General features: G+C 64.3%; 11 protein-coding genes. 2 read left to right on the top strand and 9 right to left on the bottom strand.

Going from position 1 to position 16,067, the window contains the following annotated elements; all coding sequences use genetic code 11:
- Nucleotides 1-92 precede the first annotated feature (92 nt).
- Entirely contained in the window at nt 93-1,568 is a 1,476-nt protein-coding gene (locus IPK69_10170) for a hypothetical protein (GenBank protein ID QQS08355.1), read from the bottom strand.
- Between the two features lie 93 nt (nt 1,569-1,661).
- Here IPK69_10170 and fahA point away from each other — a divergent pair, with 93 nt between their 5' ends.
- Nucleotides 1,662-2,984: a fumarylacetoacetase gene (gene fahA, locus IPK69_10165; protein ID QQS08354.1), complete on the top strand. Its 1,323-nt coding sequence runs from the start codon at nt 1,662-1,664 to the stop codon at nt 2,982-2,984.
- Between the two features lie 60 nt (nt 2,985-3,044).
- Here fahA and IPK69_10160 read toward each other — a convergent pair whose 3' ends face one another.
- The 8 genes from IPK69_10160 to rpsD form a co-directional block, all read right to left on the bottom strand.
- Nucleotides 3,045-4,976, bottom strand: a complete 1,932-nt coding sequence (locus IPK69_10160; protein ID QQS08353.1) for a hypothetical protein — start codon at nt 4,974-4,976, stop codon at nt 3,045-3,047.
- 195 nt (nt 4,977-5,171) lie between these two features.
- Entirely contained in the window at nt 5,172-7,094 is a 1,923-nt protein-coding gene (locus tag IPK69_10155) for a hypothetical protein (GenBank protein QQS08352.1), read from the bottom strand.
- 279 nt (nt 7,095-7,373) lie between these two features.
- Entirely contained in the window at nt 7,374-8,687 is a 1,314-nt protein-coding gene (locus tag IPK69_10150; GenBank protein QQS08351.1) for a hypothetical protein, read from the bottom strand.
- Nucleotides 8,688-8,782: 95 nt separating this feature from the next.
- On the bottom strand, nt 8,783-10,099 hold the full coding sequence (locus IPK69_10145; GenBank protein QQS08350.1) for a glutamate--cysteine ligase: 1,317 nt from the start codon (nt 10,097-10,099) through the stop codon (nt 8,783-8,785).
- 2 nt (nt 10,100-10,101) lie between these two features.
- The gene (locus IPK69_10140; GenBank protein QQS08349.1) at nt 10,102-11,622 is read right to left on the bottom strand and encodes a RimK family protein; all 1,521 of its coding nucleotides are present in this window, start codon (nt 11,620-11,622) and stop codon (nt 10,102-10,104) included.
- Between the two features lie 3 nt (nt 11,623-11,625).
- On the bottom strand, nt 11,626-12,480 hold the full coding sequence (locus tag IPK69_10135; protein ID QQS08348.1) for a hypothetical protein: 855 nt from the start codon (nt 12,478-12,480) through the stop codon (nt 11,626-11,628).
- 149 nt (nt 12,481-12,629) lie between these two features.
- The gene (locus IPK69_10130) at nt 12,630-14,561 is read right to left on the bottom strand and encodes a hypothetical protein (GenBank protein QQS08347.1); all 1,932 of its coding nucleotides are present in this window, start codon (nt 14,559-14,561) and stop codon (nt 12,630-12,632) included.
- Nucleotides 14,562-14,669: 108 nt separating this feature from the next.
- Nucleotides 14,670-15,269, bottom strand: coding sequence for a 30S ribosomal protein S4 (gene rpsD, locus IPK69_10125; protein ID QQS08346.1), 600 nt, complete (start codon nt 15,267-15,269; stop codon nt 14,670-14,672).
- Between the two features lie 358 nt (nt 15,270-15,627).
- Here rpsD and IPK69_10120 point away from each other — a divergent pair, with 358 nt between their 5' ends.
- Complete coding sequence (locus IPK69_10120) at nt 15,628-15,975, top strand: RNA-binding protein (GenBank protein ID QQS08345.1); 348 nt, start codon at nt 15,628-15,630, stop codon at nt 15,973-15,975.
- The last annotated feature ends 92 nt before the right edge of the window (nt 15,976-16,067 follow it).

Below are 16,067 nucleotides of genomic sequence, written 5' to 3'. Positions count from 1 at the left end.
CCTGTGCCTGATCACATTGGTGCGTTTTGCATCAGTCGGTCCAATGCGACCGACTGATGGCACCCGAGCAAGTGCAATCCTCGCCACCCGCCTTACGGCTTTGCCAGATCGGGGTCGATCTCTCCCTTTTCCGATTGCGCACTCCCGTCCTCGCTCTTCTTGTTTTCCGTCTTTCCTTCCACCTCTGCCTCCTTCCTCGTCTTCGACGATTCGATCAGGTCTTGAATCGCCGCCCGCCACGCCGCGTCCACCGCGGCGAAGTCCTCCACACCCAGCACCTCGCGCGAGGCGACATCCAAACCCTTCGCCACGCTCACCGAATCAAACGCGAGCGTCGTCCGCGACTCAATCGGTGCCCCGTCTCCAGCGCCCGCGCGAGCCAGCGCCGTCAGCCGCGCCGCCTCCTTCCCCGCAACGCCGATCCACTCGTTGCGTTTCGCCTGCCCCCACCGCCGCGTGATGAAGCGCATCATGTGGTGCCCCTGTGTGTAGACGTTCCGCCGAAACTTTGCGGGCGTGTTGTAGAAGTCCGCCATCTCCGCCCACGGGGCGATCTCGCCGCGATCGGTCCAGCGGATCACGGCCCGGTCCACGCCGTCGATCTCGGGCGCGGGCTTGCCCTCTTGCCTGCTCTGCAACCTCCCGAACGGCTCGGCCACAAGATCCGCCGCACCCTCGATCACCCACCACGGCAGCGCATCCAGCGACGTCGCGAGTTCCGCCTCCCCCACGTGCCCGAACTCGTGCGCCAGCAGCGGCCGAAGCGTGGCCTTCGACGATCGCGGGTTCGCCAGCACCTTGATCGGCTCGCCCGGCTCGTTCCACCCCGAGAGCGAGTCCGTGTACGCGTAACTGATCGAGAACTGCAACGCCGCCATTGTTCGATATAACTTGATCGTCTGCGTCCGATGCGGCAACGGTGTTGTATCATCCGTCGAGATAGCGTGGGCCGAGAGTTCCACCGACTCGCCCTCGTTCAAGAGGCCAAAGTCCACCAGCACAGGCTCGCGGATCTCTGAGAAGGCCTCGAGCGTCCGCGTCGCGACCTCGTCCAGCCCCGGCTCAAAGTACACGATCACGCCCGGCGCATCCAGACGACCGAAGACCTCGCCCGCGTAAAGCCACCGAGGCACGCCATTCACCCAACGCTCGACAAACCGCGCGGTGATGTCGATGGATTTCTCAACGGGTGACGCGGCCTTCTGCTCGCCGTCCTTGCTCGTCGAGGAAGGCGGAGCAGGGAGCGTCCATCGGATCGTCACGGGCGCCTGCGCCGAGCCGTCGCCCAGGGCGATCGGACCGGTGATGGTGTAGTCGATCGATTGGGGCGTGCGGCGAGCCAAATCCTTCGCAAGGTACGTCTGCTCGGCCACAAACTGCGCCTCACCCGGATCGACGCACGCGAGATACGCCCTCGTGTCGGCGTCCAACACCGCACGCTCCATCTCCGCCAGCGTCTTCGAGATCGCGAGCGCCGCCGCGTCCGATTCGGGCGATATGGCCGGCACACCACTCCACGCAACACCCACCGGCGTGAGCGAGAGCACCCCGGCAAAGATCGCGGCCACGACGCGGGATGGAAAATGACATGGAGTGTGCATCCGCAATGGTATTTCCCGCTCCGCCAGGGGCGAATGCGAATGGCATGAGTACACTCGACCATGAGCCATGCCATCGATCAGTCCCTCACCAGTTGGGTCCCCGGCGCACGCAAGTCCGATCCCACCTCCGGCGAGTTTCCGATTCAGAACCTGCCGATCTGCGTAGCCGTTCAGGATGGGCACGAGCACGTCTGCGTGGCGATCGGCGACCACCTCCTCGATCTGGAACAGGCTCGCGAAGCCGGACTGCTCTCAGCAGCAGTCGATGGCGTTGGATTCCTCGGAGATGCCGACAATATCGCGACCTCCGGGAAGTGGCCGGCCATCCGCCAGCGGCTCGTGGAACTGCTTCGTTCCGACGCCGACAAGCAACTCATCGAGAAGGCCACGACATGCCTGCGTGACCGTCTCACCGCCCGCTTCGACAAACCCATGAGCGTCCGCAACTACACCGACTTCTACGCCTCGGTCCACCACGCCACCAACGTCGGCCGCATGTTCCGCCCCGACAACCCGCTCCTCCCCAACTACAAGCACATCCCCATCGGCTACCACGGGCGTCCCTCCTCCATCGTCGTCTCGGGCACGAGCATCAAACGCCCCAAGGGCCAGACCAAGGCCGACACCGCCGACGCGCCAACCTTCGGCCCCTGCACCATGCTCGACTACGAACTCGAGGTCGGCGCCTACATCGCCAAAGGCAATGACCTCGGCCACCCCGTCTCCATCCGTGACGCCCGCGCCACCCTCTTTGGCCTCTGCCTCGTCAACGATTGGTCCGCGCGCGACGTCCAGAAGTGGGAATACCAGCCCCTCGGCCCGTTCCTCGCCAAGAACTTCGCGACCAGCGTCTCGCCCTACGTCGTCACGATGGAGGCGCTCGAGCCCTTCCGATGTGCCGCGTATGAGCGCCCCGCCGGCGACCCCAGGCCGCTCGAGTATCTCCTCGATGCCGACGACCAATCACATGGCGGGTTCGACGTCACGCTCGAGGTCTCCCTCGAGTCCGCCCAGATGCGCGAAAAAATGATTGCCCCCATGCGCGTCTCGCGCGGCAGCCTCCGATTCATGTACTGGACCTTCGCCCAGATGCTCGCCCACCACACCTCCGGCGGCTGCAACATGCACCCCGGCGACCTCATCGCCAGCGGAACCGTCAGCGGCCCCGAGCCCGAATCGCGCGGCTGCCTCCTCGAACTCACCTGGCAAGGCCTCGGCCCCGACAACAAGCCCCTCCCGCGCAAACCCATCACCCTCCCCACAGGCGAGACCCGCACCTTCCTCGCCGACGGCGATCGAGTCATCATCCGCGGATTCTGCGAGGCGCCAGGCAAGGCCCGGATCTCCTTCGGCGAGTGCGAGGGGCTGGTCCTTCCGGCATGAGTCCTCCGCGCATGAAAAACCCCGGCATCAACCGGGGCTTTCACTCGAATCACATCGCGCTCAGCACCCCGCCTGGAACCGCTCCACAAAGTACAGCAGGTCGTCGATGGTCACCGCTCCGTCGGTGACGCCTGTTTCCGAGCCGTCATCGACATCCGCCCCCGCGTTGCCCGCCTGGAACAGTCCGAGGTAATAAAGCAAGTCATCGATCGTGACGGCCCCGTCGGCGACACCGGTCCCCGATCCATCATCCACGTCGGCCACGCACCCACCACCGCCTCCGACGATCATGTCAATGAACACGATTCCGAACGGGCTGGATTGCGTGTACGAGTTCGTGCTGACGATCGCCCCGCCCGTGCCGCCCTCGCGCACCACAACATTGACCGTGACCTCGCCCTCCGCATCGCTCGCGAGGAACGCGTCGGCGAAGTCCAGCACAGTCTCGCCCCGCCCCGGCTCATCCAGCGGGCTGGGTAGGTTGCACATCAGGTTGTAGTCCGTCGCCGCGATGATGTACCGTCCCGGCTGAAAGGTCCGCGTGAGTGTGGACGAGAAGACCGATGTTGCCGTGTCGTCGTTGTTAAACCCGGGAATCGGCGCGAGCGTGTCGGCGTCGAGCACCCAGACCTCCGTGTCCGTCGTCGCTCCGGTCGCCGTCAACTGGATCGTCAGCATCCCGGCATTCGGCGGCTGGGTCGTGAGTTGCTGCCGAGCCACCGCCTCTCGCGTCAGCACCACGCTGTACATCCCCGACGTCGTCGAGTTCCCCGAGACGCGATAGAACACCTCCTCGCGACGGCCAAACCCATACCACGAGTTCGTCCGGGATTCATCCCCACCTACAAGAGCGTTCTGTGCCGTCACGTCCGTGTTCGCGTTGACGATCCCCGAGAGCGATTGCGAGAGCCCGCGGATCGTCGCCGTATGCCCCGGCGTCGGCGAGGTCAGCGTCAGCGTGTGCTTGTAGATCCCCGCCGGAGCCGCGGCCGTCTTGATCCGGTAATAGTCCACCGACGCATCACCCGGCGTCGTCGCGTTCCCCGTTGTCGTCCCAAGGATCGAGTGCGTCTCCGTCTCCGCCACGATCGTCGTCGCCGTCGCCTTCGACTCGTTCGGCTCGGCATCGAACGACAGCCCCGGACCCGTCACCGCTACCACGAGCGTTCCCGAGTCGTTCCGAGACTCCGCATCCGCGAGCGACCACGGAATCACCTTCACGCCCGGCGTCATCACACCGGGAAGGGTGTAACGAAGTGAATAGACATTGTCGCCCGCCGTCGCGTCGCCATTCGTCCCATTGTCAAACAGAGCCTGCGTCGCGCTCCCGCCCGCCGCCGACAGATTCACCACGCACGCGACCCCCGTGCTCACCGGATCATCCGCCGGCGAGACCGCGAGCGTGAAGAGCACCTGCTCCCCCGGCGCCACCGTCGTGGGCGCAACCGCCGCATCGCCCGACAACGGCCTCGCGCCGAAGATGTTTAGCACCAGTTGCGTCGTCGTCTGTGTCCCGGTGTACGTGCTCGCGGCGCCCCAACCCGAGGCCCCATACGTCACATTGAACCGACCAATGCCGATCCAGTACACCCCGGGATTGAGTTGACCATCTCGTCCATCGAACACGAACCCCGAACCCACCGCAGGCCGCACAGGCGAGATCTGCCCGAACGACATCGCCGAATAGAGCCCGTCGCTATCGTCGTCATCGCTCCCCACGAGGTTCCCCGCGTTGTCATAGACACCGATCTCTGTGTCGCTCATTGGATTCGCGCCGCCGCTCACCGTCCAGAGGTCCACAAAAGTCGCCAGCGCGTCCTGGGCCGCGGGGAGTTCGATGCGATACCACTCGATCGCGTTCGGGGCGGCCAGTTCCACATCCACCGTCTGCGTCCCCGTCGTCGCCGTGAGATCCGTGAACTCCGTCGGCTGGGCCATCACCACCGAGACAAACGACGCGACACCTGCAAGCACGAACTTCACGTTATTCATGGCAGTCACCTTCACAAAGGGTGGCCCAAAGAGGACAACAACATCCGATCGAAATCCAACACGAAGCCGGCCGAGTCCATCCTACCAGAACATCTCCGAAATTGGCCCGCCTTTTCCTCTCTCGACGAAAAAAAGCCGGCGCCCATTCGAGGGCGCCGGCATTCACGAAGGTTCAGGATTGATCCGCAACCAGACTCAGCAGCCGGCCTGGAAACGCTGGATGAAGTAGAGCAGGTCGTCGATGGTCACGGCCCCGTCCTGCGTGCCCGTGCCCGTCCCGTTGTCCACGTCGGCCGCGATCGCGCCGGTCTGGAAGATCGTGATGTAGTAGAGCAGGTCGTCGATCGTCACCGCGCCGTCGCTCGTGCCCGTGCCCGAGCCGTCATCGACGTCGGCGACACAGGTCGATCCACCGCCGACGATCATGTCGACGAAGACCATGCCGAAGTCACCGGTCTGAACAAACGTCTCGGTCGTCACGAGCGTCCCATTCACATCGCCCTCGAACACCTCGACCGTGAACGTCGGGCCTGTGGTCTCGCGATCGCTGCTCACCATGCTGTTGGGGAAATCCACGACTGGATCGACCGGGCCGGCCTCATCGACCGGGCTGGGAAGATCGCAACCGAGGTTGTAGTCCGAGAGCACGAGCGTGTAGCGCCCGGCCTGGAAGTCTCGCGTCAGCGTCGAGACCAACCCGCCGCCGATTGTGTCGTCGTTGTTGTAGCCATCGAGCGTGACGAGCGTGTCGCCGTTCATGACCCAGATCTCAGGGTCGCCGCCCGTGACGCGAACGGTGAGTTGTCCCGCATTGGATGGATTCGTGAGTAGACCCTCGCGCGTCACCGACTCGCGATTGATGGTGACCGTGTAGGAACCAGTCGTCGAGGCCGTTCCCGCCACGCGGTAGTACATCTCCTCCTCGCGGCCAAAGCCGTACCACACGTTCTTCCGAGTCGTGTCCACATCGGTAAACGCAGTCTGGAACGTGGTATCGGTTCCCGCGTTGATCACGCCTCCGGTTTGCGTCAGGCCACGAAGCGTCGCCGTATGGCCAGGGGTGTCCGAAGAGAGTGTGACGGTGTATTTGTAAATCCCCGAAGCCGCCGCCGGAGTCTTGATGCGGTATGTGTCCTGTGACCCATCATCGCCATTGGTCGTCGCGCCGGTGGTCAACCCGATGATCGTGTTCCCCGGGCCAAACCCATTGATGATCGTCGCCGCATCCTTTGTGTCGTTCGGCTCGGTGTCGAAGTACAGCCCCGGGCCAGAGACCGCGAAGGCGCGGTTTCCGCTCGCCGTACGCGACTGCGCGTCGGTCAGCGTCCACGGCACGTTCTTCACGCCCGACGTGGTCCCGCCGGGAATCGTGTACGTATACGTGAAAATGTTGTCGCCCGCGGTCGTGTCGCCATTGGTCCCATTGTCAAAGAGGGCCTGCGACGCGCTCCCGCCGACCTCGGTGAGGTTGATCGTCCCCGCGATCCCCGTGCTCGTGGGGTTGTCCGCCGGCGACGCCGTCAACTCAAACCGGATCTGCCCACCCGGTGCCACCGGCGAGGGCGTCACCGTCGCGCTCCCCGCGAGCGGACGAACGCCCTGGATGTTCATATTCAGCGTCGTCGTGGTCTGCGTCCCCGTGTACGTGCTCGTCGCATCCCAGTTGGTCGTGTTGAACGTGACGTTGAATCGACCCACGGCGATCCAGTACACGCCCGCGTCGATCTGTCCATCGCGACCGTTGAACACCACACCCGTGCCGACGGCCGGTCGTGTCGGATTCATCTGACCAAACGAGAGGGCCGTGAAGAGCCCATCGCTATCGTCGTCGTCGCTCGCCACAAGATTGCCGACGCTGTCGTACACCCCAACCTCGGTGTCCGTCATCGGGTTGTCCCCGCCGCTCACCGTCCACATGTCCATGTACGTCGCCAGCGCATCTTGAGCCGCGGGCAACTCGATTCGATACCACTCCACAGCGTTCGGTGCAGGAAGCACCACGTCAACCGTAAGGCTCTCATTCCCTGTGTGAGCACCAAGATCTGTAAACGTCGCTGGCTGCGCACCAGCCAACCCGGCGAACACCGCCAGACCCATACCCATAGCCCAGTTACGCATGATCCTTCTCCTTCTTCGTGCTACAAACCCTCGGCCTGTCGAGCCCACCTCAGGACCCACAACGCGAGGACGATCCGTGTGTGGAACCGCCCTCTTGCCGCGTTGATACCTCAACTAGGCTATCCGCACGGGCACCAAATCGCAATGAACAAATGCACAATGACACCCCAAACTGTGTCACAACATCGCTTCCACCAGAGGTGAGAGACACAAACGTCCGAGAACCATTCTCGTTCTGTTTGTCTTTTGGTTGCACCGCGCGTCGACTTCTTACTCACGTCAGTGCTTGTGCCGCCCCACCCGCGCGAGGAGCCCCAACGTCAACAGGCGGCACGCCGCCGACACCAAGAACACCGTGCGATACGCCGATTCACCAGTCCCCACTCCAGAGAGCGTGCCAGCGCCCACAAGCGACCCCGACGTCCGCGCAAACTCGTTCACGAGCGTGAACCGCGTCAGCACCGCGATCCGCTCGCGCCTGGGGATCGCCTCGAAGTACATCAGAAACAACCCCAGTTCATACGCCGCCCAGAAGACCCCCGACGCGAGTTGCGCCACGATCAGCACGACCATGCTGTGAGGCCACAACCAGAACAAACTCATAGGCACGATCCCCACGCCGCCAAGGAGCAGCGCCTTGCGGGGCCCGAGATAAGCCGCGATCTTCCCCACCACCGGCAGCGCCAGAATCCGTCCCACATACGCCGTCGCCAGCAGCACGCTGTACCAACTCGCCGTCCATCCCGCCACATCCATCGCCGGAGTGCGATCCAGCCCCAGCACGTCCAGCATGAACGGATTGAAGAACGGCTGCGCGATCCCCGCCGCCAGCGTCACCGCAAGCGCATACAGCAACAGCCGCCCGTCGGCGCTGTGCGCCGATCGAGAGATGAACGTCGGAAGCGAGACATCCACCTCATCCCTGGGCGTGTGCTCGGGCTCCGAGTATCGCAGCAGGTACACCGCCGACACTACACGACACGCCGCGGCCAGCACAAACACCAACGCAAAGACCCGCATCGTCGCCGGCGCACCCAGCGCCGAATCCTTCCCACCGCCAAGTTCCTCCATCAGAGTCCCGTGCCCCAGGATCGCCACCAGCATGACTGCCTGCAGGATCCGCGAGCGATAGGCGAAGTAGTTCGGCGCCAGGCTACGCGGGATAATCGCTCCAACCTGCGACGACCACGCCGGCCCGCACGCCAACCCCGCCGCCCAGTACAGCGTGAGCAGCGCAAATACCGACACCGCGAGAAGCCACGTCGCCCCGGTCGAGAGCGACTCGGGCACCATCTCCGGCGAGACCCACGCCAGCGCCGCCAGTGGCACATACGCCAACGCCTGCACGAACGCGCACCCAGCCGTCCACCGCGCATACGACCCCGCCCAACGGATCCACCCCGGCGACCACAACTGGATCACCGACCCCAACAGCACAGGCACCGTCACCACCAGCCCCGCCGCGATCGGCCCCAGCCGAAGATGGATCACAAAGTTCGGGAGGAACACCTCCGCGATCCCCACCATGATCTGGTAGAACACACCATCGATCGTGCACGCGCGAAGGTCCGACCGCAACCGCATCGCGGCCATCGTCCTCGCCTCAGGCCGGGAAGAGCGCGAACGCCGGGCGCGGAATGGAGATTCAATGAGGCGCATGGTTTGAAGTCGTGTCGCTGGCGTCCCGGTCAGTCGGGCTGGAACATCTCGTTCTGCTGCAGACATCGGGCCAGCGCCCGATAGACCTCATCGATCCTCGCCCGGTCCATCGGCGCCGCCATGCCTCGATCCAGGGACAACCCCAACGCCCGCGCGATCCGTCGCGAGAGCGGCCCCTTCGACAACAGAATATCGACCGTTTGCGCGTGCGGAGTGAGATCCACAACGTTCGCCATCCGCTCTCGAAGGTGCTGCCACAACTCCTGGGCCGTGCATCGGGTCCCGGGATATCCCAAAACACCGAGATACTCTCCGTCGTCCACGACCGCCCGCTCTCCCGCCCGGATCACATCCAAGAGGATCGTGTGCATCGAGTGCACCGCCAGCGCCCGCAGCCGCCGCGAATCCTCGCCCGACACGTCGCACAGCATCCGCACCGCGCCACAGTTCAGTGCGATCACCGCCGCGTCCGCCCTGGGGCACTCCTGCACATCCAGCACACGCACCTCGATCGAGTTCCGCACGAACCGCGCGATCGCCCCGCGCGCGTTCGCGAACTCGTTTCGCAGCACGCCCTTCGGGTCCAATGGCGCCATCGCGGCATAGATCCTCTCAAAGATCCGCTGCTCATACTCCCCCTTCGTATACACCGCCTCCGGGATCACCAGCCCCGCCGCCTGCGGGATCCGACGGCTGTTCGTCCGGTACACCTCGAGCCGATTGTCGAGCATCCCCGTCACGCGCCCATCCATGATCGGCGTCGATGCGGAGAGCGCCGCCATGATCGGCAGCACCGCCCGGACTGCGGCATGCAACCTCCCGAACTCGTCCTCATCCTTCTCCCACGAACCAAACGGCAGGTTCAGATGCGCCGACTGCAGGTTCGCCCACCCGTGCCCCCGGCAGTCAAAGATCGCGTTGAACGCCTCATACACATCCGAATACCCGTGGGGCCACAGCCGCATCTCGCGATACGGGTCCATCGTCGGATGCATCCCCGTCGGCATCAGCATCGCCCCATGCCGCGCCAGCATCTCGTTCGCCCGCCTCACGTGCGAGGCAAAAGGCACGTCGGCCCCCGTGAGAGACCCCACCGGAGTCGTCGTCTTGAACTCCAGCACGTGCAGCACCAGTTCGTTCGACCACGACACGTCGTCGAACTCAACAGTCCCGGGCCACGACGGATCCTCCTCGTCCTCCTCATCGATCCGCGCCCCGGGAAGCGCCATCGCCTCGCGCAGCAACTCGTCCACGATCGGACGCACCGCGAGCGTCTCGCGGTCCACGACCATGTACTCAAGCTCGATCCCGTACGCCTCAAACAGATGGAGCGGCTTCCGCGCCATGCCTATCGCCCCCGGCTCTCGAGCCGCTTCAAAAACACCCGCATCACCCGCAGATACAACTCGTCACCCAGGATCTCGTCCTCAATCCCGCCATCGATATTCGGGTTGTCGTTGATCTCGATGACGTGAGCCTTCCCGTTGATCTCCTTCAGGTCCACGCCATACAACCCGTCCCCGACGAGATTCGCCACACGCACCGCCGTCTTCAGAATGTCCGGCGGGCACGCCGCCAATGGCCACGTCTCAAAGTTCCCCAGTGCCGCGTCCCCCTGCTTCGTCTTGTCGCGGATCTGCCAGTGGTTCTTCGCCATGAAGTACTTGCAGCAGTACAAAGGCTCGCGATCCAGCACCCCCACGCGCCAGTCGTAGTCCGTCGGCATGAACGCCTGCGCCACCAGCAGGTCGCTCACCTTGAACAATCGCTCCGCTTCGGCCGCATACTCCTCCTGCGTCCGAACCTTCACCACCCCCAGCGAGAACGAACTGTCCGGCTGCTTCAAGACCAGCGGCAACCCCAGGATCGTCGGCGCGCTCTCCCAGTTGCCCTTGTGCAACACCAGCGTCGTCGGCGTCGCGATCCGCGCGTGCGACAACAACTCCGCCAGATACACCTTGTTCCCGCACTTGATGATCGACTCGGGATCGTCGATCACCACCAGCCCTTCCGACACCGCCCGCTTCGCGAACCGGAACGTGTAGTGGTTCACGCTCGTCGTCGCCCGGATGAAGAGCGCGTCGAACTCCGCCAGGCGTCCATAGTCGTCGCGCGTGATCAGTTCCACGTCGAACCCCATCGACTCCGCCGCCTTCACGAACTTCTTCATCCCCTTCGCGTCGGTCGGCGAGGTCGCCTCGCCAGGCTCGTGCAGAATCGCAAGGTCATACCGCGACTCCACCTGCCGACGTCGCCGATGCGGCCTGTTGAAATAGTGCGTCGCCGCGTTCAGCACAAACAGAAAATCATCCGTCGGGATCTCGCTCGCCGCAATCGGACGCAGCGTCTCCAGCACCCACACCGGCTTGGGCGACAACTTCGACGAGTCCGACTTGTTCGGATCGGCCTTCTCGGCCATCGACGCCGGCGGCTTCTCCTTCCCGAACTGCGCCTGCAGGAACGGCGCCGGGAACTGGTTGAACAGCATCAGCCCCAGCCGAGCATATTGGCTCTGCGTGCACTGCCCAAAGTAAATATTCAGCACGAACGAGTCCGCGTTCACGTTCTTGAGCGCCTGCTGGATCTGCTCGCTCGCATCCTCGCCCGCGAACCGGATCAACTCATAGATCTTGAGATCTTGGATCGTCGAGATGTCGGGCAACGGCTTGTGCCCCCGCGCCGCCGCCAGCAGCGACACGTAGTACCCCAAACTCTGGTATCGATAACTCTTGCAGAGGTTGAAGACCTTCGCGCCCTTGCGCTGCGAGTACCCCGCCTCGGCCAGATACTGCCGCGCCGACACCACCTCCACGCCCTCGATGTTGAGCGGCCAGTCCTTCGGGTTGTCCATCACGATGAGGACCGACATGGTTCAGCGCCGCTTGGGCTCCCCCTTCCGTGCCGGGGCCTTCGCCCGCTCGCCGCGCTCCCGCGACGACGCCTTTCGCCCCGCCGCCGCCTTCGCTCGACTCTTCGACCGCCCACTCGACACCGGCGCCTTCTTCCGAATGATCAATAGATTCGCGTCGTACGTGATCGTTCCCAGCAGGATCGCATTGATCAACCGATCGATGTCCAGCCGATACTTCGCCGTATGAAACGGCGGGTTCGCATCCAGCGGATCCGCGATCAGCACCTCGCGCTGCTCCGAGTCATACCCCACCAGCATCACAAAGTGCCCCTGCGGCTCGCCACGCACGTCATCATCCGTGATCACCCCGTTCCGCTCGATCTCCCGCGCTGTGCGATACAAGTACGTCGAACTCAGCCCCACAATGATCGGCACCCTCTCCGCGAGATACCCCCGCAAAAGCGCCGGCGTCAGATCCTCCAGTTTCAGTTCGCCCCCCTCGGTCAGAAAATCCCGATACGCCCGCGTCGACGCCCGAAGCCGACGATCCCCCTTCGAACGCTTCGCCTTCAACTGCTGCGCCAGCCGCTGGATCACGCTCCCCGGATCGTGGATCACACCATCATCGGCGAACCACGTCGGGTCGAACATCTGCATGTTGTACGTATATATCGTCGCGCTCAGCCCGCGCCGAAGCGCGTGCACCGCGAGAATCTCCGCCAGAGTCCCACCACTGTCCAGCCGACGCACCTCAGAGATCAGTTTCCGAAGCGGCATCTCCACGCCAAAGTGCCGATACAGCGCGTGAAGACACGTCGGCCCGCACGTCTCATCGTTCGGTTGCGCATCAATCTCAATGTCGATCTCGATCTTCATCCACGAAGGGATCCGATGCGCCAGTCGCAAAGGCGCTCGACCGGCGCCCGACGAACAGGGGTCCGACTATACGGCACGCCAAAAACCCGCGCCAGCGCGACCCCGACCCTCGCAACCCCAACTCCCCCGACCCAACGCCCGTGCGAAACCTACCGCCGGTCCTCTCGTTCCACGATCGAAAAGTCGTACCGCTTCGACAGCGTCTCGAAATCCAACGGCATCGAGGTCTTGTCGATCGCGCTCTCGAACTCCGCCCCGATCGCCCCGCTGATCCACGAAGCCCCACGCGAACCCCGAAGCGCCTCCACCGTCACCGGCTCCAGAGACTCCAACCGAGCCACCGCCACCACGAGCCGTTCCGGGAGCGGCACCACCAGCGTCCGCTGTGCCTGATTCTCGTCCGTGGACGCCACCCTCGGGTCGAGCAGCCGCATGATCGACAGCGACGCGTCCACAAACTCGTCCGTCGTCTCCACGCTGAAACCGCGACGGTTCTCCCCCGCCACCCTTGTGTCGCGGACGTTCGGCTTCTCCGCCGTGAACCCGGACATCAAAGCATCCACACCCGCATCGATCCCATGCAGACACGCCTCGGCCAGTGCCGCCCCCTGCCGCGACGAGATCGTCTCGTACGCCTTGAGTGCGTTGAAATCCTTGATCGCCTGCTCACGGACCTCCGAGAGGTCCCCCGCAGGCCCTTTCTCCCGTGCGCCCGTCACCTCAAAGAAATAGATCTCACTCGTGACCAACCCCTCAGACCACACCGGCGACGGCACACCAGCCTGCACGCCCGTCAGCGACGCCGCGTCCAACTCGCGTACGCCCATCACAAACGCATTGAACGGGATGCGGCTCTGCCCCGCCTGGATCGCCGAAAACCCGATCCCCGGCAGGCTCTGAACCTCCGCCTGTGTCAGCCAGGTGTCGCGTCCCTCAACCCCAGGCACCTCAAGCGTCACGCCCGTCCGCGTCTTCACCGCCTCGATCATCTGCCCCGCGAGCGTGCCGAGCATCGACTCCTTCGACGCCCAGTCATCGCCGAGCACATACACCCCGCCCCGCCTTTCCACGCCTCGCATCTGCGTCGTCAGCGACGACGAGTACACCCGCGTGAGTTCCGAGACGACCTCCTCGACCTTCCGATCACGCAGTGCCTTCTCGACGTTCGCCCGCTCGGCCCCCAACTCCCCCTTGAACGTCTCGCGGTTCTGCGTGTAGTGCTTCGCGACATCCACCGCGTCCAGCGTGATCGCCGCCCCGATCTTCTCGCGCGAGAACGCGAACCACTTCACCCGCACCCGATTCGGGAGCACATACCCGATCCCGTTCTTCGCCTCCGCCGGATCGACCGCCTTGTACGTCTCGAAGTGCGCCGCCAGTTCCTCCTCCGAAGGCGCCGGCATCGTCGACGCCAGCGCCCGCGCGCTCACCTCGGCGATCTTCACCGTTGCCGCCGCGTTCCGATCCGTGATGTCCTTCCGCGCCCGCGCGTCCGACAACTGCGCGATCGAGCCATACTGCATCCGCAGCCGCATGATCCCCGCGAACGACGCCCACGCCTCGTTCACCTCACGCTCCGACAGGCGCATGTTCCCCGCCTCGCGCCCCTCACGCATCTCGAAGAACTGCGTCGCCAGCGACCGCAGACTCGCGAGTTCCTCCGTGTCCCTCGCCCCCGACCGCATGATCTCAGCCTCGACCGACGAGTCCAGCACTTTCTGCCGCCACGCCGCCCCGTCACCAGCCGCGCCGACCAACCCCGCCGCCCGCGCCTCACGGTCCAGCAGATACCAGTGCCACGCGCTCTCCGCGCCGCTCATCCGCGCGAACATCTCCTCCTGCTTCAGCCCCGCACGCAGCGTCTCCGACGGCACCATGATGTTCTTCACCAGCGTGTACGCCAGACGCGACGGCTCAAAGTCCTTCGGCTTCACGTTCTTCCCGGAGATCGTCGCCAGCGTCGGAGCCGCCACGCTCTGACCCCACTGCGTGATCGCCGTCGGCAGCAGCCACGCCAGCATCAGCAGCGTGCCGCCGATCACCAGCACCCACTTCTGATACTTCCGCAGCGCCTTGACCATGCCACCAACTCCTCGCTTCGACGAACGGGGTTCGCGTGGGAGAACTTCGCCCGCCACGATCCACGCCCATCGGCGCGGCACACGCAGCAGACGTGCCCACCCGAAGGTTTAGCGATAGAACTCGATGATCAGGTTCGTGTTCACGTCAAACGGAATCTGGTCCGTCGACGGGATCGCCACGACCTTCAGCGTCATCTCCGAAGGATTCAACTCGAGCCACCCAGGCACCTCAAACCCCGGGAGCGACTCCATCGAGTCCTTCCCGATCTTCTGTGCCTTGGCCCTCAGCGTGATCGTGTCGCCCACCCGAACCATGAAACTCGGGCGGTCCGTCTTTCGACCATTCACGAACACGTTCCCGTGCACCACCATCTGGCGAGCCTGCCAGATCGTCCGCGCCAGCCCCGCGCGACGCACCGCATTGTCCAGACGACGCTCGAGCAGCGACAACAACACGTCGCCCGTGTTCCCGGGGCGACGCGTCGCCTCCGCAATGTACCGACGGAACTGCTTCTCCAGCACCGAGTAGTGGAACTTGAGTTTCTGCTTCTCGTTCTGACGGATGCCGTAGTCTCGCAGACGACGCCCGCGATACCCGTGCATCCCGGGGAACGTCAGGTCACGCTTCGTCGTGTGCTTCGGAATGTCCGCGATCGGAGCATTGACGCGGCGAGACAGTTTGAGCTTGGGACCCGTGTAACGTGCCATGAGTTTCTCCGTCTCTCGGATGCCAACGGGCTCCGAGGTGCCAAACGTGGAGTGCATCCACATCGGGCGATCTGCCGGCCGTCCGCGACTGCGGGCCGACGTCCTGATCCGGTCTCCCGGGCCATTCCCGGAAGGGCCTCAATAAAAGCACACTCCAGCCACCGAGTCAACGAACCAAACCCAAACCAACCACCCGCACTCAACCACCCCACACTCGCCCAGCCCCACCCCGGCTATCATCACCCGCAATCATCTTGATACGCCGGCGCGTGGACAACGTTGCCCACAACCCGGCGAGCCCGACCTAGATCGTCTCCGAGGATCTCTGTTGGCTCGGCACTCGGCCAGGGATCCTCACATGAAGATCTATGTTGGTAATCTCTCCTTCCAGACCACCGAATCAGAACTCAGCGCCGCCTTCTCCGCCCACGGCGAAGTCCAGTCGGCAAGCCTCGTCATGGATCGCGACACCGGTCGCCCCCGTGGCTTCGGCTTCGTCGAAATGAACGACGCCGATGCCCGAAAGGCCATCGAGTCGCTCAACGGCACCGACCTCGGCGGCCGAACCATCACCGTCAATGAGGCCAAGCCCCGCGAAGATCGCGGCAGCGGCCGTGGCGGCTTCGGTGGCGGCGGCGGCGGTGGCCGCGGCGGATTCGGTGGCGGCGGTCGCGGTGGCGATCGCGGCGGCGACCGGCGCTGGTAATCACCAGCCTTCGTTCTAAAACCGAGAAGGGTGTCGCCCAAAGGCGGCATCCCTTATTCCCGGGTGTTGGTCGCACTCGGCGTGTGCAGAGT

The sequence above is a fragment of the Phycisphaerales bacterium genome (genome assembly GCA_016699835.1).
Classification (GTDB): Bacteria; Planctomycetota; Phycisphaerae; order Phycisphaerales; family UBA1924.
This window is presented reverse-complemented; position numbering and strand designations above follow the sequence as displayed.